Origin of the sequence: Shewanella sp. 6_MG-2023, assembly GCF_030547195.1 — a bacterium.
GTDB lineage: Bacteria > Pseudomonadota > Gammaproteobacteria > Enterobacterales > Shewanellaceae > Shewanella.
Window position 1 is genome coordinate 76,125 of record NZ_JAUOQU010000003.1, and the last position, 20,909, is coordinate 97,033.

The following is a 20,909-nucleotide window of genomic DNA, read 5'->3' on the forward strand; positions in this document are numbered from 1 at the left end:
TTAACAAAAAAATCAACTTTAAAAAAAATCAGTCGTTAGATGTAATACTTTAGTGGTAAGCGATAAAATTCGGTGGTTTAGATAAAAGTTGCTATTGGCTATTGGCTATTGGCTATTGGCTATTGGCTATTGGCTATTGGCTATTGGCTATTGGCTATTGGCCATAAAATAGCTCGCCCTAAGGGCGTATAGACAAAAATATCAGCCACTAAGGCTGATATTTTGTTTGTCTAACCGAGTTAATAAACGCCCTTGGCCTAAATTTCGTAATGCAAGCCACATTCACGCTTTAGGCCGTTGAAACGGGTTTCTTCTTCGCTCATTCCTAGCTCTAGGGGTTTGCTTGAATGGGTATCGCCAACGGACACATAACCTTGCTCCCACAGCGGGTGATAAGGTAGTTGATGCTCACTAAGGTATTCATGGACATCTTTGTTACTCCAATCAATGATGGGCAGTAGCTTATATTTATCACCATGAATAGCTAAAATGGGCAGCGCTTCACGGCTACTGGCTTGCGAGCGACGTAGCCCGGCAAACCAAGTGCCGACATTTAGCTCAGCCAAAGCACGTTGCATAGGCTCCACTTTATTGATGCGATTATACTTTTCTAAGCCTTCGAGATCTTGCTCCCAAAGCTTACCGTAACGGGCTTCTTGCCATGCAGATGACTGCTGGGCGCGAAATACCTGTAGATTTAAATCTAGTCTTTGGGTTAACTCATCAATAAATTGATAGGTTTCAGCAAACAAGTATCCTGTATCCGTCAATATCACCGGAATATCTGTCTGCGCTTGGCTTACCATATGCAACATAACCGCAGCTTGAATACCAAAACTTGACGATAAAGCATGTTCGCCAGGCAAAAAAGCTAATCCCCAAGTGACTCGCTCTTGCGCGGTTAAATCGGCTAAAAAGCGATTCACTTTTTCTAGCACTATTTTTTGCTCAGACTTGGGAGCTGATAATAGTGCTTGCAACTCATTGTGATTAATCATCGTAATGACCTCTGTTGCTAACCCGTTAGCCATGAAAATCTACAGCGGCATCGTTCACGGCTTTAATTATGCCAAAGCGAACTGTAAAGTTACCGAAGGTTTCACCTGCATCACGCTCAAGTACATACAAGCCGAATAATCTGTCTAACTCAGCTAAAATTTCAGCTTCTTGAATATTCTCTTTGTACATTTTATTAAGGCGTGTGCCTTCAAAGCTTGCACCTAAATACAAGTTATAACGTCCCGGCGCTTTACCTACTAAACCAATTTCGGCTGCGAACGGTCTCGCACAGCCATTAGGGCAACCTGTCATTCTCACCACAATGGCTTGCTCGCTAATACCATGCTTAGCTTGCAGCGCATCAATATTGTCAATAAACTCTGGGAAATATCGCTCCGCTTCGGCCATGGCTAATGGACAGGTAGGCAGCGCCACGCAGGCAATTGAATGGCCGCGGGTTTGACTGATAACCTTGCCAAAAAAGCCATGCTTACGGGCTAAATCTTCAATCGCAGCTTTATCTTCTTCTGCAACCCCAGCAATAATCATGTTCTGGTTAGAGGTCATTCTAAAATCACCTTTATGGATTTTGGCGATTTCTCTTAAGCCTGTTTGCAGCGTCTGACCAGGTTCATCTTTAATACGACCACTTTCAATGAACAAGGTTAAATGCCAGTTGTTATCTAAGCCTTGAACCCAACCATAACGGTCACCGCGATCGCCAATCACTACCTCACGTTTAGGTTCAAAACTCACCCCTGCACGCTTTTCAACTTCTGCTTTAAATTCTGCAACGCCATGATCGACAATGGTGTACTTCAAACGTGAACGCTTACGATTGACACGGTTACCCCAGTCACGCTGAACTGTCATAACAGCTTCAGCGAATTTAATCACATCGTCAGTTTTAATAAAGCCAAAATCATCCGCTAGACGTGGGAAGGTTTCCACTTCACCATGAGTTGAGCCCATACCGCCACCAGCAACTAAATTAAATCCGACTAACTCACCCGCTTCAGCGATGGCAATAAAACCTAAGTCATTGGTATAAACATCAACATCATTGTCTGGGGGTACTGCTACAGCCATTTTAAATTTACGTGGCAAGTAGGTTTTACCGTACACAGGTTCGTTAGTTTCAGTATCAAGCAGCTTTTCTTTATCTAACCAAATTTCAGCATAGGCGTGAGTATGAGGCAATAAATGATCTGACAACTCTTTAGCCACTGCATAAGCCTGTTGATGTAACTTAGATTCAACAGGGTTTGGGTTACACATTACGTTACGGTTAACGTCACCACAGGCCGCAATAGAATCTAACGCCGCTCTATCAAGGCCTTGGATCAGCGTTTTTAAATTACGCTTTGGAATGCCGTGATATTGAAAGGTTTGACGGGTGGTTAAACGAATACTGTTTGATGTCGTTAGCGTTGATGAGATTTTATCCACATCCAACCATTGCTCAGGACTACAAATACCACCTGGTACACGGGCTCGTAACATGAAACTGTATAAAGGCTCTAGTTTTTGTTCTTTACGCTCATTACGTAAATCACGATCGTCTTGCTGATAAAAGCCGTGGAATTTGATCAACTGCTGATCGCCATCACTAAACGAACCGGTAACTTGGGTGTCTAAGCCTTCTTTAATGGTGCCGCGCAGGTAATCACTGTCGGTTTTTAAATATTCATTTACTGCTAACTTTTGCTCACTCATCCTGTGGCCTCTATCGATGCTTTTATGACGCTGGTGATATCAAATCACCAGCGTGTATATTATTTTCGTTATGCTTATTTCGAACTCATGCGGTATTCATTTAGTAAACGTCTTTTTGATAACGTTTCGCACTGCGCAACCCTTCAAGGTAATCCTCAGCGCCCTGCGCATCTAAACCACCATACTTAACTGCGACATCTAGTAAGGCTTGATGGACATCTTTTGCCATACGCTCTGCATCGCCACAGATATAAAAATGCGCGCCATTTTGTAGCCATGCCCAAATCGCTTCACCTTGCTCTGCAATCCGGTGTTGCACATAAATTTTATGTTGTTGATCACGTGAGAAAGCCACATCGAGGCGCGATAAATCACCCGCTTTTAGGTACTGTTGCCACTCAACTTGGTATAAAAAGTCTTGCTCAAAATGCGGATTACCGAAAAATAACCAGCTATCGCTGTTAACGCCGTCTGCTGCACGTTGTTGCATGAAGGCTCTAAAAGGCGCCACACCAGTGCCAGGGCCAACCATAATAACTGGAGTGTCGCTATTTTCTGGCAAACGAAAATGCTTATTCGGTTCAACGTAAACCTTAACTTGCTGACCTTCTTCTGCAGATGCTAAGAAGTGCGAAGCGCCGCCAAAACGCGCTTGACCCGCACGCTCATCTTCAACCAGTGCCACGGTTAAATGCACTTCGTTTTCCACTTCCGCTTGGCTAGAGGCAATTGAATATAAACGCGGTGTTAATGGGCGTAATAAACTTACTAAGGTTGCGGCATCGATTTTTACTGGATACAAACTGATTAAATCAGCTAATTGATGACCTAATACAAACTGGCGAGTTTGCTCTTTATCTGCAGCAATCGCGCTAAGCTCTGCATTCCCCGCAAGCTCTGCCCATGCCGTCACAAGACCCGGGTAAAGTTGGGTTAGCTCTTTTTTATCTGTTAATGCTTGTTGTAGCGATAAGGTATTTTTACTGACCACAACTTCAGTTGACGGGTCTAATCCTAAACCGCTAATCACTTCAGTGACTAAAGCCTCGTTATTGGTAAACCAAATACCTAAGGCGTCACCCACTTGATAACTGATACCAGATTCGCCTAAATCGATTTCCACGTGGCGAACATCACGATCAGAATCACGACCAGTAAGCTTTTGACTTAATAACACTTCTGCTTCATAAGGATTTTGCTTGGTAAATTCGCTTTCACCCGCCGCTTTGGCGCTATCAATTGACACCACGCTGGCACTGCTAGTTTCAACTAATGGCTCAACCGCTGTTATTACCGACTCAAGCCATTGCTCTGAAGCTTCTTCGTAATCAACATCACACTCAACTAACGGCAATAACTCTGTTGCACCTAAAGCAGATAAGCGTTCGCTGAAGTCTTTACCGGTTTGACAATAAAACTCATAGCTTGAGTCACCCAAGGCCAAAATTGAAAAGTTAAGTTGATCTAACTTAGGCGCTCTTTTTGAAGCAAGGAACTTATGTAATTCAATAGCATCATCTGGCGCTTCACCCTCACCGTGGGTACTCACCACCGCGATTAAAATGGTTTCTTGCTTTAACTGACGCACATTGTAATCAGCCATCGAGCTTAAATTAACCGTAAAGCCTTTAGCGGATGCCTTTGCAGCTAACTCTTTAGCGATACCTTGACCATTACCCGTTTGACTACCAAATAAAATTGTCACAGTTTGCGCTGCACTAGCCTCTGGCGCACTTGCTGTTTGCCCTTGATTTGAAGATGCAGCCAAATAGCCACTAACCCAAGCTAATTGCACCGCAGATAATTCAGAAGTGAGCTGTTTTAGCTTGTCGACTTGTCCTTGAGACAATGGCGATGCGAATGAAGAAAGTTCTTTTAACAACATTGGAGAGCCCTATAACAGTTTAATATCATCAGATTACTCCGATTCTTTAAAACCAAAAAAGACTAAAAGTTAATTCTTTATTCCATTAAGGAATATGCAAAGCTGCATTTTTAAGCTACAAAAGTGTGGTCTAGTGCAAACTTTTGGGTCTGAACTCGGTAAAAATGTGATTTAGCGCATTATTTACTTGTTTCAAACCTAATAATTGCCAGAATGAAGCACCTAAAAAAATGTGCACCATAAAAAGGCACTTAGAAAAAATGAGTATTTAAAACAAAGTTGTATTAAATACTCACACGACCCGACCCTTCCCTATTTACACTAACTAAGAGGTTGTCCTTTTGAAATTAGGTCTACCGAAAGAGAGTCACCCAGGTGAGTTACGCGTTGCGTTAATCCCTGCCAATGTGACCGCATTATTAAAAAAACAGCTACAAGTGATCGTAGAATCAGGCGCTGGACAAAACGCAGGCTTTACCGACGACGATTATGTCAAGGTAGGCGCCACTATTGCTTCATCACGAGCAGCGCTACTGAATGAAGCTGACATCATTACCGTGGTGAACTGTAAGGGTGAGCAATTCGATGAAATTAAAGCGCTAATCAAGCCTCAGCAACTGCTGATTGGCATGATGGACCCGCTGATTAACCCGCAAAATGCCCAAGCAATTGCTGACACGGGTGCAAGCGCGATTGCCTTAGAACTTATTCCACGTATTACCCGTGCCCAAAGTATGGATGTGTTGTCATCAATGGCAACGATTTCAGGCTATAAAGCTGTGTTACTCGCCGCCCATAAAGCGCCGCGTTTATTCCCAATGATGATGACAGCTGCTGGGACATTAAAACCCACTCGCGCCTTTATTATGGGTGTGGGTGTTGCGGGACTTCAGGCCTGCGCCACAGCTAAGCGTCTCGGCGCCGTTGTCGAAGCCTATGATATTCGCCCTGCGGCGCGCGAGCAGATTATTTCTGTTGGTGCAAAACCGGTTGAGCTTGATATTGAAGCCGAAAACACTGAAACCAAAGGCGGTTATGCCACCGAGCAAAGTGATGACTTTTTAAAGCGTCAACAACAAGCGATGGCGAATGTGTTAGCACAACAAGATATTGTGATTACCACTGCAGCCATTCCAGGCCGTAAAGCCCCTGTGCTTATCACTAAAGAAATGGTTGATGGCATGAAAAACGGCACCATCATTGTTGATTTAGCGGCTGAATCAGGTGGTAACTGTGAATTAACCCGCGTTGATGAAGTTATTATGCACAACGGCGTGATGATCTTAGGGCCATCTAACGTACCTAGCACTGCAGCGAATCATGCCAGCCAAATGTATGGTAAAAATGTCGAGAACTTACTGAACTTAATCGTCAGTAAAGAGGGTGAACTGGTTCTTGATTTTGAAGACGAAATCGTCAGAGACACTGTTGTTGCCCATGGCAAAGAAGTCACCAGTGCTCGCCTAAGAGATTTATTGGGTCTTGCGCCTTTAGCAACGCCTGAAGCTGACACCAGTGTAGAGGAAAAAGCATAATGGATATGACCTTACTATTATTACTGACGCTTTTTGTCGTCGCAGTATTTTTAGGTGTTGAGCTGATCACTAAAGTGCCACCGACACTGCACACGCCATTAATGTCTGGTTCGAATGCTATTTCAGGTATTTCACTGGTAGGCGCCCTACTGTCAGCAGGTTCTGGCGGTGGCATGATAGTGAATGTACTTGGCTTTATCGCCGTAGTGCTGGCTACCATCAATGTGGTCGGTGGTTACATGGTCACCAACCGTATGCTAGCTATGTTCAAGAGGAAATAGACTCAATGACAACAATTATTTATTTGGCTTACCTTGTTGCCGCAGTCCTGTTTATTCTTGGTATTAAAGGACTGACAAAACCTAAAACAGCGGTTCGTGGCAACCAATTATCAGCCATGGGTATGTTTATTGCTGTGGTGGTAACCCTATTTGACCAAAGCATTCTTAGCTATGAGTGGATCATTGCCGGCGTACTATTAGGTGGCACCATTGGTGCAGTGATGGCGACTAAAATTAAAGTCACCGACATGCCGCAAATGGTTGCACTGTTGAATGGTTTTGGTGGTGGTGCTTCACTGGCCATTGCTGCGGCAAGTTTCCTTGACCCGACTGCAGCTACTAGCATGGTGGCGTTAATTTCTATCGGAGCGACCATTATTATTGGTGCAGTTACCCTTTCAGGTTCATTTGTGGCTTTTGCTAAGCTGCAAGAGCTTATTTCAGGTAATCCAATCAAAGTCCCAGGTAATAAAATCCTTAACGCGCTGCTGCTGATCACTGCGTTTGGCTTAGCCATTGCGCTAGTCATTAACCCTGCTAACGTCAGCTTAATGTATGCTTTAGTGGCTGTGGCAGTGGTCTTGGGTGTGTTATTAGTGGTGCCAATTGGCGGCGCTGATATGCCGGTTGTTATTGCACTACTGAACTCCTATTCTGGTATCGCCGCGGCAACGACTGGTTTCATTACAGGTAATACGGTATTGATTATCTCAGGTTCACTGGTTGGTGCATCAGGAATTATCCTCACACAAATCATGTGTAAAGCCATGAACCGTTCATTATTTAACGTCTTATTCGGTGTGATGGCTGAAGGCGGCGAGAAAGTCGATGCAGATGAAATTTACGCAGGTAAAGTAAAATCAACTTCGCCAGATGAAATTGCCATGATGCTAGAAACCGCTGAACGTGTGGTTATTGTCCCAGGTTACGGTTTAGCCATGGCGCAAGCACAGCATGCAGTACGTGAGCTCGCTAACGTTTTACAAGAGCGTGGAGTCGATGTGAAGTACGCGATTCACCCTGTTGCTGGCCGTATGCCTGGCCACATGAACGTGCTACTTGCAGAAGCTGAAGTGCCTTATGAACAGTTAGTTGAAATGGATGAGATTAATCCACAATTTGCGCAAACGGATGTGGCGATTGTCATTGGTGCCAATGATGTCACCAACCCAATGGCACGTGAAGATAAAGGTAGCCCCATCTATGGTATGCCAATTCTAAACGTCGATAAAGCCCGCACCGTGGTGGTAATTAAGCGTTCATTAAGCCCAGGGTTTGCAGGTTTACCTAACCCATTATTTGCCATGGATAATGCACTTATGTTATTCGGTGATGGTAAAAAAGGCATTGTTGAGCTGACGCAAAGCTTAAAAGAAGCTGATTAATTTTCAACATGTTAGATATACCCCCTAAAAAGGCCGCTTAGCGGCCTTTTTATTAATAAGCGCTTCATTTCTATCATTGGGAGAATAAGTTATCAATAATCATACATTCTCATTCTTGACGAATTTATGAGTAAAATGTACAAAGGATATACCGATTGCTTTTCAAGCTTTAGCTCGTTTTAACACAAGGATGATTTTCTCAGATGGACCCATTGGCTTCACAAATTCAACAGCTCACAGCTCAGTTAAATCAACTCACCCAAGAGAATGATTTACTTAAGCAGAAACTAAAGCTGTGTGAAGAGAAGCTCTCAGCAACACTCGATGGCACAGGCTTGTGTCTGTGGGAGCAACATATCCCTTCTGGCGATCTGACCATTTTCAATCAAGAATGGGGCGCATTGCTGGGTTATACCCTCGAAGAGCGAGCGGCAAATATTTCTAGCTGGAAAAGCCATTTACATCCTGAAGATAAAGACTGGGTCATCAAAGCTTTTGAAGATCACCTCACAGGTAAAGAAGAGGTTTATCGCGCCGTTCATCGGATGATCCATAAAAATGGCACCACCAGCTGGGTTTCAGACAGGGGACGTATTGTGGAATATACCCCAGATGGTCAACCCTTAAGGATCATGGGCACTCATATTGATATAACCCAAGAAAAGCGCTATGAACTTGACTTAGCTCGCCTTGCCCACCAAGACCCTCTCACCGACTTGTTAAACCGTACTGCGATTGAAACAGCATTCCAGCAGATACAGAAAAATACCAATTTCCAATCAGGAACATTACTATTTATCGATGTCGATAACTTTAAAGGGGTTAACGACAGGTATGGTCATCATTTTGGGGATTTGGTGTTAGTAGAGATAAGCAATACCCTAAATCATTATTGCCAAAAGTTAATTTCTAAACACAAGGTCAGCATAGCCCGACTGGGTGGCGATGAATTTGTGATAATTACCGCTATTGCAGACTTCGCGACTATCAGTATGTTCGCCGAAGCATTAATCAATCACTTTAAACAGTTACAAACAATAGATGATAAACCGCTATCACTGGGGTTAAGCATTGGTATTAGTCGTTTTAATCAACGAGACCAATTCACCCACGTTTGCGAGCAAGCAGATAATGCCATGTACGGTGTAAAGCAATCGGGTAAGCATAACTATTCTTTTTGGCAGCAATCAGTCAAAATAAAAATGCACCAGTTAGGCTAGCAATGTCGCGTTAAAAAAATGCTGTTAAAATTTTTCGCTGTCACATTCACCAATATCTACATGCTATAATCCTGAAAATAATATAAAAATTAGTGTTTACTTAGCTTTTTACCACCTCTTATCCTGCTAGGTAATAAAAATTATTGTTGATAAAGATTAATGGTAAAACCTCTATGCCTAAAACGTCCTCTTTACTTACCGCATTTGTTTGCTTAAGCACATGCTCTTTTTCTGTCATCGCTGACAATGACCAAACCAAAACGGTTAATCCACCAAGCAAAGCTGAGTCTCATGCAGATGTAGAATACTTCCCATCAACCTGGGGAGTTGGCATTGGTGTGCGTAAAGCTGATATTCCTTATGCCACTGAAAATGATGATGTCTATGACGTCATGCCATTGATTGAATTTGAAAATGATTATTTTTATTTAAATGGCTTAGAGGGCGGGGTTCATTTATGGAAAAATGATGAACATCAAGTCAATGTTTATAGTCGTTTTCGGTTCGTTGACATCCCTAAAGAATATCAAAATCAAACCCAATCTGACGCCTTTGATTTTGGTTTTCAATACCGCTTTCAAAAAGACGGCCTAGAAGCTGATGTTGCCATCATGAGTGATGGTAACAAGCGCATGTATGGTTACACTCGTACTCAATACCACTGGCAAGGCGGTGATTGGCAATTAAATCCTTATGCCGAATTCCAATGGAAAAGCAACGATTTCAATGAACATTACTATGGCTTAGAGCTAGCCGATCCCGGTGCTGGATTGGCTTTTTCAGCAGGGGTTAATGCTCGCTATCACCTTGCCAGTAATTTATACCTATTGGGTAACTTTGGGGTAACCCGCCTTGAAGATGATATTTATCACTTGCCCACCATTGAAAATCAATATCAATTTGAGTCCTTCTTAGGCTTTGGCTTTTTCCCTGATAATAAAAGGCCCAATACCAATCCAGTCCCTAAAGAAAGTGGCGAATTTTTAAGAGTCGCACACGGCTGGGCAACGCCTTCAAGCTTGAATGACATTTTAACCGGGAATGCCAAAGGCGATCGTTACAACAATCAAATGACCTCCCTTTTCTATGGTATCCCACTCAGTAATAGCTTATTCAACTTACCCATTGATTTATACTTAACAACAGGTGCTGTTTGGCATCATGACTCTGAAGTACAAGATAACTTAGCTGAAGGTGTACTTGCAGTTAAAGCCTTTTACACCATAGATTTAGGCTGGCGTTTTCGGATCGGGGTTGCTGAAGGGTTATCTTATGTCTCTGATGTCACCTACATTGAAGGCAGCGAACTTGACGAAAAAGATTATCGACCCTCAAAACTATTAAATTACTTAGACTTTTCATTTGATGTTAACTTGGGAGATGTGTTCAACCACGCCCCAATGAAAAACGCATGGCTAGGTTATAGTATTCATCATAGATCAGGGATTTTTGAAACCAGCTCAGCTTTTGGCCGCATCAAAGGTGGCAGCAATTACAACTCGGTTTATCTGCAGTGGCATTTTTAACTTAAAAACATTGCCATAAAAAAACAGATTGTTAGTACATTTAAAAGCGACTTAATTAGTCGCTTTTTTATAACGTTTAAGCTCGAGGTTACAGTACTAATCAGAGTTATAACTTATTGTGCTCAGCCTCTTTGTTGACTAATTGCGCCGCCTCAGAGAATTGCTCAACCAACCACTTATGGGCCTTATCCTCGCCCATTAACATGACTAATGTCGGGGAAATAACCTCAATAAGTCGTTGTTGTCGCCAAAATATATATTTAGGTAGCGCCAGCGTTGCACCTCGGCCAAATGTGCGTTGCACTAGGCTGGAGATTTCAGCAATTTCAGTGTCATCAAATAGCGCTAACTGCGGAAATAGTGTGGCAATAAAGTCACTGTAGCGATCAAATTCTTGTATGTCTTTAAGTTGATATTGGCTCAATAACCATTGCAACTGCGGTGAGCTCCAATGGCTCATATTATGTCGATTGTTAATCAAATCCATATTACGGCGATGAAACTGCTGCCAAGCTAAATCCAAATTAGGGTGCGTTTGCGCAATACGCCACACTAAATACATGTCAGCCAACCATTCATGCTGATAGGCAGACAGCGTACTGGGAAGTACATCGCCGATTAACGCAATATTCTCTAAATGCCCTACTTCATGCCATAGGGTTAATTTAAATTGTTCTAACAGCGCTAACTGATAGGTCAACCCATTTACAGAGGACATCGATTGGGTGAGAGGCAGCTTAGTGCTGACGATAATAATGCCGGCTATATCATGGTGATTAACCGCTAACACCATCGCGGTTTTAGCACCTAAATGAGAGCTGATTTGAGTGTCTCTCGGTAATTGGTTCACTACCTCAACAGGTAACGCATTCAAGCAGTTCGGGTAATGGCTTTCATCGCACACGATTGCCTGCTTGTTACTAATAGAGATCCAACTAAATGAGCTTGAGTAATAGGGGGTGATGGTGGGGGCGAGTGCGGTTTTTATCTGAAAAGGCAAGTGAGTATCAGCCAGCAATGGCTGACTGATCACTAGGGTACAGATTAAAACGGCACTCTTTACAAAAACACTCTTTAAAACGGCACTCTTTGAAAAGGCACTCTTTGAAAAGGCACTCTTTAAAATAGCACTCTTTAAAATGGCACTCTTTAAAATGGCACTGGGCATAAAGTACAGTGCCCGAACATTCACTACTTGTTAGCCATGATATTTTCAATAATTGCCGTGGTAGAGACGCCGTCTTCAAACCCAAGAATTTCGACACTACCACCAGCAGCCATCACCTCTTTACCACCGGCCACTTGTTCGACTTTATAGTCCCCGCCTTTTACCAACAAATCCGGTAATAAGCGGCTAATGACGCGCTGCGGAGTATCTTCACTGAAAGGAATAACCCAATCAACTGACGCTAATCCCGCTAAAACAGCCATACGGCGATCAACTTGATTCACTGGGCGACCATCACCTTTTAAACGCTTCACTGAAGCATCATCATTAACGGCAACAATTAAACGATGGCCCAATTCTTTTGCTTGCTGCAGATAGCTTACGTGGCCTGCATGTAAAATATCAAAACAGCCATTGGTCATGACTACCTTTTCGCCGCGAAGACGCGCTTGCTCAATGGCGTAAGCTAATTGATCTTCAGTCACCACGCCAAAGCCTGACTCGCCTTGATTTAAAGCTAAGGCCCCAATGAGTTCAATTCGGGTTACTGTTGCGGTACCTAACTTAGCCACCACCACGCCTGCAGCAATATTAGCGATAGAACAAGCCTGTGCTAACGAGCTACCCGCTGCCAGCGAACTTGCTAATGCTGAAATAACCGTATCTCCAGCACCTGTCACGTCATAGACTTCACGGGCAACTGTTGGGATATGCAGTTCAGCATCATCATGACTAATCAGCGTCATGCCTTTTTCAGAGCGGGTCACCAAAATAGCAGTAAAATCGTTATCTTTAATCAGCTTTTTGGCTTTTTCGATTAAGTCAGCTTCACTGGTTACTGGGCCCACAACCGCTTCAAACTCGCTCATATTAGGGGTGATTAACGTCGCGCCGCGATAGCGTGAAAAATCACTGCCTTTAGGATCTACCAGCACCTTTACGCCTTTAGCGCGGGCTTTAGCAATAAAGTCGATTGGCGAGTCAATCGCACCTTTGGCATAGTCAGATAACACCAATACATCGACGTTATCTAACAGCGCTTCACTGCTATTTAATAAACTTTCGCTATCAGCTTTAGGGTATTTTTCTTCAAAATCTAAGCGGATAAGTTGTTGATTGCGAGAAAACACTCTTAATTTGGTAATAGTTGGTTTATCAGCAACGGTTAACCAGCGAGGTTCAACCCCTTGGGCTTGAACACCAAGGGTTAACGCTTTAGCATTTTCGTCATTACCGACAATACCAGCAAGCTCAACTTGACCGCCAAGGGCAGCAATATTTAATGCCACGTTAGCAGCGCCGCCGGGACGGTCTTCTATTTGATTGATGTTAACTACAGGTACTGGCGCTTCTGGTGAGATTCGACCAGTAGGGCCAACCCAATTACGGTCAAGCATGACATCGCCGACCACTAAAACACGGGCTTTTTCGAATGCAGGAAGAGATACCTTCATAGTAAACTTATTCTTTTGCTGATATTAAACCGTGATTGTACCTAATTTTGCTCTAAAATTAAGTTAGAATAGCAACTAATTTTGATTTTTGGATGAGTTCCTCGTGGTAGATAAAGCACAATTTTCCTCGCATTTGTTACACCCAAAGCATTGGCCACTATGGTTTGGTGTTGCTCTTATGAAGCTGACACAGCTATTACCGCTTAGCTGGCAAATGGCACTAGGCAAAGGTTTGGGCCGTTTGGTTCTGAAATTTGCTGCTAGTCGCAGACATACTGCAGAACGTAATTTTCAGCTGTGTTTTCCTGATATGCCAGCAGTAGAGCGCGAGGCACTACTAAAGAGAAACTTCGAAGAAACCGGTAAAGCCCTATTCGATACGATCAACGCTTGGTGGTGGTCAGATGAAAAAGTGCAACAGCATATGACCATTAAAGGCGATGAGCATGTACGAAACACCTTAGATAACGGTCAAGGCGTGATACTTTTTGCTGTGCATTGCTTACCGTTAGAAATGGGCGCGAGAATATTTGGCCAGTTCCAACCGGGGATCGGCGTTTACCGCCCTCACAACAATCCCGTGATGGAATACTTACAAGTCAAAGGCCGTCTGCGCTCTAATAAAGGCTTAGTACCAAAACGTGATTTACGTAAAATGGTAAAAAGTTTAAGAAACCCAGATGTGATCTGGTATACCGCCGACCAAGATTTTGGCCGCTCAAGTGCGGTATTTATCCCGCTATATGCCGTGCCAGAAGCAGCAACCATTACTGGCGCTACCACCTTGGCGAAGTTAGGCCGCGCCAAAGTATTACCCTTTTTTGTCGAACGTAATGATGATGACACGGGTTACAATATGGAAATTTTAGCGCCACTTGATAACTTCCCCGGTGAAAATGAGCTCGAAGATGCCATTCGTGGCAATAAGATCATTGAACAATTAATTGATCGTAATCGTAATCAATATATGTGGCTACATCGCCGTTTTAAAACTCGGCCAACCAAAGAAACCCCCTCTTTATACAAATAGCCAGCAGAGTTAATATTAACTGTAAAATATCACTGGATAACGACCATAGCTTGAAATAAGCGCAAAAATGATCAAGTATCCAGTGATAAAAATAGCGAAACTTTAGTTTAAGTTTTCATCAGATGTTGAGATTTATTCTGCAGGAGCACTGATAACACTCACCAAAGCCATTGTGATCATCACTCACATAGGAAAACATCCACCTTATGATTAAGTCTTTTTGCGCCAAATTGATTGTTGTTTCTACCATGCTGTTTAGCGTCCAAGTGGTGGCGGTAGAATATGCTTTACCCGCTAAAGACAGTCGTTTAATTGGTGAAAATCAATATTATGTTGTACCTGAAGGTAAATTAACCCTAGAAGCCATTGCAGATCAGTTCCAACTCGGACTGAGCAATATGCTTGAAGCCAACCCAGGCGTTGACCCATACTTACCTAAACCAGGTAGCACCTTAGTGATCCCCCATCAGTTGATCCTACCGGATGCACCGCGTAAAGGCATAGTGATTAACAGTGCTGAAATGCGCCTATATCACTATAAAAAAGGCACCAATATTGTTGAAGTACTCCCAATTGGTATTGGTCAAGTAGGCCGTGACACCCCTGAAAATTGGGTGACTCAGGTTTACCGTAAGCGGGCTAACCCAACCTGGACTCCCACTAAGCGTACCCGCGAAATTTATGCAGCCAGAGGCGAGACCCTTCCCGATGTGTGGCCAGCAGGTCCAGATAACCCAATGGGGTTGTTTGCCTTATATGTAGGTAATTTATTTGCGATACATGGCACGAATGCCTCTTTCGGTATTGGCCTGCGCGTCAGTCAAGGCTGCGTCAGGTTACGTGAAGATGATATTGAGCATCTATTTAACACAGTGCCAGTTGGCACCCGAGTGCAATTTGTTAATCAACCGATTAAAGCCACGGTTGAGCCCGATGGTAATCGTTATTTAGAAGTGCATCAGCCATTATCTGAGACCCAAGAGCAATTTGATTCATCTGAGCCACTTCCATTGACCTTAAATAAAAAAATTACTGCTGTTGTAGCTAATGCTGACACTGACTCATTTGTACTAAAGCGCTTACTAGAGCAGCGCACCGGTATACCTACTCGAATTAACAGCATGCAACAGGCAAAAAACCAAGACATGGTTAACCCTGTCGATTCAGAATAGCCGCTCAATAGCCAGCAGCGAATAACAATAAGTCATTTTGTTAAACACCTATATTCAAGCACTTACCATATGAATATTTCATTGATAAGTGCTTGAGCTCTTTATCAATACTCAGTAACCTAAATCAAGGGTTCACTTTATACACTGGGTAATAGATTGAAAGCCATCACTGCCATTTCTGCTTTACTATCAGTAACCTTGCTATCAATAACCTTGAGTGGCTTCATCAGCCCAGCTATTGCCAGTTCCCCCACATCACTATCTACATCACTATCTACATCTACATCTACATCTACATCTACATCAGCGTCATTGACCGAATCAAGATCAATAGCCCAGCAGTGTGACCTCACTGATGGCATAACTAAGCTTCAAATACTTGAACAGCAGATCGCCCTCAGTGAACTGGATAATGGTTTGATTATTCGCCAAGTGAATTTACCCAGTCTCAATACGGTGGCCATTGCCTCGCAATTTAATGTGGGCTCCCGTAATGAGCAAACAGGGCAAACGGGTTATGCGCACTTATTTGAGCATTTACTGTTTAAAGGCAGTAAAAATGCCCCCGATGATAGCTACCCACAACAAATGAGTGCCCTTGGAGCACGTTTTAACGCCAGTACCCACTTTGACTACACCAATTATTATTTAACTATTCCAGCCCAAGCCTTAGCGCTGAGCCTGTTTTTAGAGTCAGACAGATTTACGCAACCGCAACTGTCAGCAACCACAGTCAAAAATCAGCAAGGCGCGGTGTTAGAAGAAATGGCCACCAGCATTGATAATCAACCCTACATTCGAAAGGCGATGGAGTTTTTATTATCGCAAGTAAAGGGCAGTCAATATGGCCATGCCATCATTGGCAGTAAACAAGATGTTCAAAGTGCTAGCGCAGCTGAGCTCAATGCGTTTCATCAACGCTATTACCGCCCCGATGCCATGCAAATATCCTTGGTTGGCCAACTCAATGACCGAAGTGCTGACTGGCTAACAAAGTACTTTGGCCACTGGCAAGCTCCCACTCATCCGCAAGATAAATTTAGCAAAATCGATCTAGGTACAAAGACTAACGCTATCCACGCTGAAATCATCGATACTCGCGGCCCATGGCCTGCATTATTGCTGGCTTGGCATACGGTAGGCAGACAAGATCGCGATTTTGAGGCAATTTCATTACTGCAAAGCTATCTTTTTCAAAATATCGCCAATGCATTAACCAAAGCAAGCCTTGCCAACCCGCCCCATATGCTCAGTTATTCAGTGCCATTAACCATGGACAATCACGGCGTCACTAATCTGGTATTGGTCCCCAGAGCCAACACCTCATTAGATGAACTTAATCAACTAGTCAGTACTATCCTTAAGCAAGTCGCCAGCCAAGGTATTGAGCCCAATGTATTGTGCCAACTTAAAAGTATTGCCCTTAATGACACGCTAATTAACTTTACTGATAGTCAACAATTGGCTATTCATTTATCAAATACCGCCAGTCGCGATAAATTCTTGCCGCTCACTCAGCCATGGCAGCGCATAAACCAAGTCACTAGCGATGATATTAAAACTGTCACCCAGCAATACTTTATCGGCAAACAAGTTCGCCTTGATTTACTGCCGCCTTGGTACATTCGCTGGGGCAAAACCTTACTTGAATGGTTACCCCAAGGGATGGCTGAATCTTTAGAAGAGTGGGCATTATGAAAAAGTCGCATTCAATTCTCTGGGCAAAAATAATCGGCTTAGCTGTCTTTATCTGCTCACAACAGGCTTGTCAGCATGCACCTATTAGTTTCACCCCTGCACAGCCGCCCAATTTAGCAAATTATAACGATTTGCCGGTATTCGGTAGTGAAAAAGTACAATTGCCATTAAGCGCAATAGTCTCGCCGCAAACCATGTCATTGACTACAAATAGTTTTTTACATCAATGGTCATTAACTGCTGACTCCTTTGCCCAGCAAGGTAATCATCTTTACTTAGTCGGCATATCAAAAGAGGCTGCCATTGCTAACCCCGATATTATTATCGCAGCCTTCAAACAACGGCAAAAACACATGGCCAATACTCAAGTGCTAACCGCCGTGCAAGCAGCCTGTTATGACAGCATGCGCTTTAGGGCCAGCCTGCACAGTATCGGCATCAGTATTAATTGTATGGCAACCACAAAGCTTAAATCGGAACTACTGTGGCAGTTTTGGGATAACCAAGCGGTGAATGAGGTCAATATTGCCACTATCAAACGCAATCTTAAATTGAATAAGCACATAGGCGCTTTCACTGGTAGCGAAATAGATCTCGCCTTTAGAAAGCAATTACTGGGCAGCCAACACCCTTACAACCAAAACATCAATAATAACGCTGTGATTGATGAGTTAACCCATTCCAGCTTATCTGCATTGCACACTGAGCTGCGACAACAGCTGCAGTGGCACTTGTTTGCGCCACAATTTAGCCCGCAATTAACCAATACAAAAGCGCAGACCTTAAAAGCAAATACCTTAAAAACGAATAGCTTAAAAACGAATAGCTCAAAGACTCAAATAGCTCAGCACGTCACATCGCTGCCGAGTTGGCTATTAACAGAAAAGCCAGATTCAAGTCATTCAGCTTTCGATTCAAGCGCTCAAACAAGCGCTCAAACAAGTGCTAAAGCAAGCACTATAAATTCAAGCACAGTTGAAACCAGCACTGCAAAGGATAAAATCCTTTATATCATTGATGCGCCAGACACTGTGCAGACCCAAGTCAGAATTGGACTCGTCACAGCTACAGCTGATGCGACAGTGCAAGATGCCAATACTTGTCAGATGATTGCCGCGCTATTAGGTAGAGGTTATTCAGGGCGGTTATTTTATGATTTACGTGAAGTGCGCGGCTTAAGCTATGGGGTTTATGGCCGCTGCGTCAATGCGCCATTGAGTCAATATATGTATTTTTATGGCAGCACCGCATTAGAAAACTCAAGCGCTTTTATAAAAGGGATGCTGGATCATTTAAGCCTTATCACTGAGCAAACCGCCTCACAAAACGAAATCAATGCCACTGTGACCTACTTACAAGGTAAGCAGCAACTTAGCCTTGATAGCCCATTTGGTAAAGAAAGCCTCTACATCCGTCAATTATTAAGCGGCCAAACCACGGCTGAATTTAGCCAAGGGATGAAGCAACTTCAACAACTGACTCCGATGCAATTATTGCAACAGGCCAACACCTTGAGCCTAACCACGCCTATCGTAGTACTGCGCGGTGATGCCGACAAAATCAGCGCAGACCTACAGCAAAAACTGCCCACATGGGAGCTTAGGCAGTTAGAGCCTGATTAACTGTATTTGAAGCGAAAATTAGCTGTATTTGAAGCAACAATGAACAGCAGCTGAAGTCGATCAAAATCAATCAACTGCTTCTTTCATATTGATAACGCTGACAATCGTCGACAATATTAAGCCAGCTAACCTGATTTTGAGTATAAATGTGGTAATTGGGTTTCACTGAACTTGGCTTATCAAGGGATGCGATGGTTAAAGTGTAATAATCAGGATAGCGGCGGTCTCGATAACTCATAGTACAGCCACACTGAGCGCAAAAGCCCCTTAGTATATGCTCAGAAGAGGCATATTCAGTCACTGCGCCAGCGATCCAGCTTATCTGCTCAAACTTAAAGTCCATCCAAGCTTGAAACACTGCCCCAGATGATTTTTGACACTGCACACAATGGCAATAATCGGCATCAAACGGCGCAGCACTGACTTGATAGCGAATTGCGCCGCACAAACAGCCACCCGTTAGCATCACAGCCTGTTCAGTTGATTTATCATCCATATAAACATCCTGTTGTTAATCCTGTAAACCTTAATTAAAGCACAAATTTATGCCAATAAAAAAGCCCTCACAAGAGGGCTTTTAAGAGACATAATTACCTAAGTAATAGTGCTAATTAGTAAGTCGCTTCGCGCTTTTCAGCTTCAGCATCCCACTTAGGCGCAAGTTCTTTTAAGAATCTTTGCTTATCAGCATTCATTTTGTCCATATCCATGCCAAGTGCTTCCTGTGCTTTCTCTTTAGTAGAGATATCAGGGATAGCGATTGGCATTTTAACGCCTTTAACAGCAAGTAGTTGAGCTAGCTTGATACGTGCATCAGCGGCTTTATCAACAGCGCCACCTAAAATACGTAATGCTTCAGCTGGAGCATGTGCAGCAACACCGTGAGATGCAGTTGCAAAGTCCCAACGCCACTGGCTGTGACGGATATCCATTAGGATAGGCTTCATTTCAGCTTCAGTTGCACCAGCGTCCCATGCAGCACCCGCTTCGAAGTGAGCGTGTACAAGTTGAGTTTCAGCTCTTAGCTTGATTTCTGTAACACTTTTTTGATTAGCATGTGTTACTTCCATCATGAACTCTTTAGTCTTGCCTTTATGACAAGTTGCACAAGTTTCTTCGAAACGATCAAATGGGTTACCCACTTTATGATCGGTAAACTTACCTTTACCATTTGCTTTAGCAACACGTGGCATGTGACAGTCAGTACAACTTACGTTGTTCTTACCGTGCATACCTTGCATCCAAGTTTCATAACCAGGATGTTGAGCTTTTAGCATAGGTGTTTTAGAAATAGCGTGAGTCCAATCAGAGAAATTGATGGCATCGTAGTAAACTTCCATTTCTTCAACAGTTGTACCGTTATCCCAAGGGAATTTCACGAAACCTTTATTTTCTTCAGTTTTCTCGAAGTAGTACTCAACGTGACATTGACCACAAACCATAGATTGCTTGTCTTTACGAGAAGCTTTATCAAATGGCTTATCAATTGCTACTAGAGCGCGATCAACATATGGACGAGAAATACGTAGTTTTGGTGAACCTTTTTCATGACAATCGCCACAGCCAAGACTGTTAACGATTTCAGGACCGCCTTTAGCCCATTTACCTTTGAAGTAACCGTCTTCGCCTTGCTCTTCGATCATGCGAGGTACATCAGGGCTTTTACAGCTCCAACATGCCATAGGCATTGGGCCGTCATCAGGTCCTGTTGGTGCGCCAGTACGTAATGTATTACGTAAGTCAGTCACGGTATAATGGTGACCACGTGCTTTATTGTAATCCTTAGCAAAGCCGTAACCTGCCCATAACACAACAAGGTTTGGATCTTGAGCTAACACATCAACAATTTCATCACTTTCTGAGGTAGCATGCCAAGTTTCATATTGAAGCTTGTACTTATCTTTATATACTTCATTTCTAGGTTCTGTTTTATCACTAGCCATTGCACTAGTCATCATAAAACTGCTTGCTAATAATGCACTTAGTGCAACAATCTTTCCTTTCATCTTCATCACCGTTCATCTCCGTGTTACATTTTATATTTGAATAATCACGACATCTCTATTGGCAAACTTATACATTTAAGGTTCAATTAAGAATACCCCTTAATGAGTATTAAGCAATAAGCTTGCGCTAGATCAAAGTGTTAATATGTTGTATGTCACATATTTGCTATTCTGTTAACATAATGACAAGACTCTCAATGAAAAAATTGAGT

General features: G+C 43.1%; 18 protein-coding genes. 9 read left to right on the forward strand and 9 right to left on the reverse strand.

Going from position 1 to position 20,909, the window contains the following annotated elements; genetic code table 11:
* Window positions 1-257 precede the first annotated feature (257 nt).
* From Q4533_RS02660 to Q4533_RS02670, 3 genes are all read right to left on the reverse strand, one after another.
* Window positions 258-1,031, reverse strand: a complete 774-nt coding sequence (locus tag Q4533_RS02660) for a phosphoadenylyl-sulfate reductase (RefSeq protein ID WP_102519156.1) — start codon at window positions 1,029-1,031, stop codon at window positions 258-260.
* Complete coding sequence (gene cysI, locus Q4533_RS02665) at window positions 1,024-2,715, reverse strand: assimilatory sulfite reductase (NADPH) hemoprotein subunit (RefSeq protein ID WP_303501760.1); 1,692 nt, start codon at window positions 2,713-2,715, stop codon at window positions 1,024-1,026. The genes Q4533_RS02660 and cysI overlap by 8 nt, the downstream gene beginning before the upstream one ends.
* 100 nt (window positions 2,716-2,815) lie before the next feature.
* Window positions 2,816-4,600, reverse strand: a complete 1,785-nt coding sequence (locus Q4533_RS02670) for an assimilatory sulfite reductase (NADPH) flavoprotein subunit (protein ID WP_102438443.1) — start codon at window positions 4,598-4,600, stop codon at window positions 2,816-2,818.
* Window positions 4,601-4,941: 341 nt separating this feature from the next.
* On the opposite strand from Q4533_RS02670, the gene Q4533_RS02675 reads away from it, so the two are divergent.
* The 5 genes from Q4533_RS02675 (at window position 4,942) to Q4533_RS02695 (ending at window position 10,547) form a co-directional block, all read left to right on the forward strand.
* Window positions 4,942-6,135, forward strand: coding sequence for a Re/Si-specific NAD(P)(+) transhydrogenase subunit alpha (locus tag Q4533_RS02675; protein WP_102438441.1), 1,194 nt, complete (start codon window positions 4,942-4,944; stop codon window positions 6,133-6,135).
* Between the two features lie 5 nt (window positions 6,136-6,140).
* Window positions 6,141-6,416 (forward strand): NAD(P) transhydrogenase subunit alpha, encoded by a 276-nt coding sequence (locus tag Q4533_RS02680; RefSeq protein WP_102438475.1) that lies wholly within the window; start codon window positions 6,141-6,143, stop codon window positions 6,414-6,416.
* 5 nt (window positions 6,417-6,421) lie between these two features.
* Window positions 6,422-7,801: an NAD(P)(+) transhydrogenase (Re/Si-specific) subunit beta gene (locus Q4533_RS02685; RefSeq protein ID WP_076540751.1), complete on the forward strand. Its 1,380-nt coding sequence runs from the start codon at window positions 6,422-6,424 to the stop codon at window positions 7,799-7,801.
* A 203-nt stretch (window positions 7,802-8,004) separates the two neighbouring features.
* Complete coding sequence (locus tag Q4533_RS02690) at window positions 8,005-9,021, forward strand: sensor domain-containing diguanylate cyclase (RefSeq protein WP_102531996.1); 1,017 nt, start codon at window positions 8,005-8,007, stop codon at window positions 9,019-9,021.
* A gap of 173 nt (window positions 9,022-9,194) precedes the next feature.
* Window positions 9,195-10,547 carry a MipA/OmpV family protein gene (locus Q4533_RS02695; RefSeq protein ID WP_102438473.1) on the forward strand — a complete coding sequence of 451 codons (1,353 nt, stop codon included), beginning with the start codon at window positions 9,195-9,197 and terminating at the stop codon, window positions 10,545-10,547.
* A 106-nt stretch (window positions 10,548-10,653) separates the two neighbouring features.
* Here Q4533_RS02695 and Q4533_RS02700 read toward each other — a convergent pair whose 3' ends face one another.
* The 3 genes from Q4533_RS02700 to hldE are packed head-to-tail and all read right to left on the reverse strand — an operon-like array spanning window position 10,654 to window position 13,169.
* Entirely contained in the window at window positions 10,654-11,547 is an 894-nt protein-coding gene (locus Q4533_RS02700; protein ID WP_368389869.1) for a hypothetical protein, read from the reverse strand.
* 7 nt (window positions 11,548-11,554) lie between these two features.
* Window positions 11,555-11,818 carry a pentapeptide repeat-containing protein gene (locus Q4533_RS19670; RefSeq protein WP_368389870.1) on the reverse strand — a complete coding sequence of 88 codons (264 nt, stop codon included), beginning with the start codon at window positions 11,816-11,818 and terminating at the stop codon, window positions 11,555-11,557.
* Window positions 11,739-13,169 (reverse strand): bifunctional D-glycero-beta-D-manno-heptose-7-phosphate kinase/D-glycero-beta-D-manno-heptose 1-phosphate adenylyltransferase HldE, encoded by a 1,431-nt coding sequence (hldE, locus tag Q4533_RS02705; protein WP_102438437.1) that lies wholly within the window; start codon window positions 13,167-13,169, stop codon window positions 11,739-11,741. The genes Q4533_RS19670 and hldE overlap by 80 nt, the downstream gene beginning before the upstream one ends.
* Window positions 13,170-13,272: 103 nt before the next feature.
* On the opposite strand from hldE, the gene Q4533_RS02710 reads away from it, so the two are divergent.
* Window positions 13,273-14,199, forward strand: a complete 927-nt coding sequence (locus Q4533_RS02710) for an LpxL/LpxP family Kdo(2)-lipid IV(A) lauroyl/palmitoleoyl acyltransferase (RefSeq protein WP_303501765.1) — start codon at window positions 13,273-13,275, stop codon at window positions 14,197-14,199.
* A gap of 206 nt (window positions 14,200-14,405) precedes the next feature.
* On the forward strand, window positions 14,406-15,371 hold the full coding sequence (locus Q4533_RS02715) for a L,D-transpeptidase family protein (protein WP_102438432.1): 966 nt from the start codon (window positions 14,406-14,408) through the stop codon (window positions 15,369-15,371).
* 137 nt (window positions 15,372-15,508) lie between these two features.
* Here the strand turns inward: Q4533_RS02715 and Q4533_RS02720 are convergent, their stop codons facing one another.
* Window positions 15,509-15,733, reverse strand: coding sequence for a hypothetical protein (locus Q4533_RS02720; RefSeq protein WP_303501767.1), 225 nt, complete (start codon window positions 15,731-15,733; stop codon window positions 15,509-15,511).
* A gap of 55 nt (window positions 15,734-15,788) precedes the next feature.
* On the opposite strand from Q4533_RS02720, the gene Q4533_RS02725 reads away from it, so the two are divergent.
* Window positions 15,789-17,069, forward strand: coding sequence for a pitrilysin family protein (locus Q4533_RS02725; protein WP_303501769.1), 1,281 nt, complete (start codon window positions 15,789-15,791; stop codon window positions 17,067-17,069).
* Window positions 17,066-18,691 carry a pitrilysin family protein gene (locus tag Q4533_RS02730; protein WP_303501771.1) on the forward strand — a complete coding sequence of 542 codons (1,626 nt, stop codon included), beginning with the start codon at window positions 17,066-17,068 and terminating at the stop codon, window positions 18,689-18,691. The genes Q4533_RS02725 and Q4533_RS02730 overlap by 4 nt, the downstream gene beginning before the upstream one ends.
* A 70-nt stretch (window positions 18,692-18,761) precedes the next feature.
* Here Q4533_RS02730 and Q4533_RS02735 read toward each other — a convergent pair whose 3' ends face one another.
* Window positions 18,762-19,187, reverse strand: coding sequence for a GFA family protein (locus Q4533_RS02735; protein ID WP_303501774.1), 426 nt, complete (start codon window positions 19,185-19,187; stop codon window positions 18,762-18,764).
* A gap of 115 nt (window positions 19,188-19,302) precedes the next feature.
* Window positions 19,303-20,697: an ammonia-forming nitrite reductase cytochrome c552 subunit gene (nrfA, locus tag Q4533_RS02740; protein ID WP_303412006.1), complete on the reverse strand. Its 1,395-nt coding sequence runs from the start codon at window positions 20,695-20,697 to the stop codon at window positions 19,303-19,305.
* Window positions 20,698-20,909 lie beyond the last annotated feature (212 nt).

Excerpts from the sequence above, each read along its gene's own strand:
- Q4533_RS02660 (WP_102519156.1), bottom strand. The coding sequence starts at position 1,031 with ATGGCTAACGGGTTAGCAACAGAGGTCATTACGATGATTAATCACAAT.
- cysI (WP_303501760.1), bottom strand. The coding sequence starts at position 2,715 with ATGAGTGAGCAAAAGTTAGCAGTAAATGAATATTTAAAAACCGACAGT.
- Q4533_RS02670 (WP_102438443.1), bottom strand. The coding sequence starts at position 4,600 with ATGTTGTTAAAAGAACTTTCTTCATTCGCATCGCCATTGTCTCAAGGA.
- Q4533_RS02680 (WP_102438475.1), top strand. The coding sequence starts at position 6,141 with ATGACCTTACTATTATTACTGACGCTTTTTGTCGTCGCAGTATTTTTA.
- Q4533_RS02685 (WP_076540751.1), top strand. The coding sequence starts at position 6,422 with ATGACAACAATTATTTATTTGGCTTACCTTGTTGCCGCAGTCCTGTTT.
- Q4533_RS02690 (WP_102531996.1), top strand. The coding sequence starts at position 8,005 with ATGGACCCATTGGCTTCACAAATTCAACAGCTCACAGCTCAGTTAAAT.
- Q4533_RS02695 (WP_102438473.1), top strand. The coding sequence starts at position 9,195 with ATGCCTAAAACGTCCTCTTTACTTACCGCATTTGTTTGCTTAAGCACA.
- hldE (WP_102438437.1), bottom strand. The coding sequence starts at position 13,169 with ATGAAGGTATCTCTTCCTGCATTCGAAAAAGCCCGTGTTTTAGTGGTC.
- Q4533_RS02715 (WP_102438432.1), top strand. The coding sequence starts at position 14,406 with ATGATTAAGTCTTTTTGCGCCAAATTGATTGTTGTTTCTACCATGCTG.
- Q4533_RS02720 (WP_303501767.1), bottom strand. The coding sequence starts at position 15,733 with ATGCCATCAGTGAGGTCACACTGCTGGGCTATTGATCTTGATTCGGTC.
- Q4533_RS02730 (WP_303501771.1), top strand. The coding sequence starts at position 17,066 with ATGAAAAAGTCGCATTCAATTCTCTGGGCAAAAATAATCGGCTTAGCT.
- Q4533_RS02735 (WP_303501774.1), bottom strand. The coding sequence starts at position 19,187 with ATGGATGATAAATCAACTGAACAGGCTGTGATGCTAACGGGTGGCTGT.
- nrfA (WP_303412006.1), bottom strand. The coding sequence starts at position 20,697 with ATGAAAGGAAAGATTGTTGCACTAAGTGCATTATTAGCAAGCAGTTTT.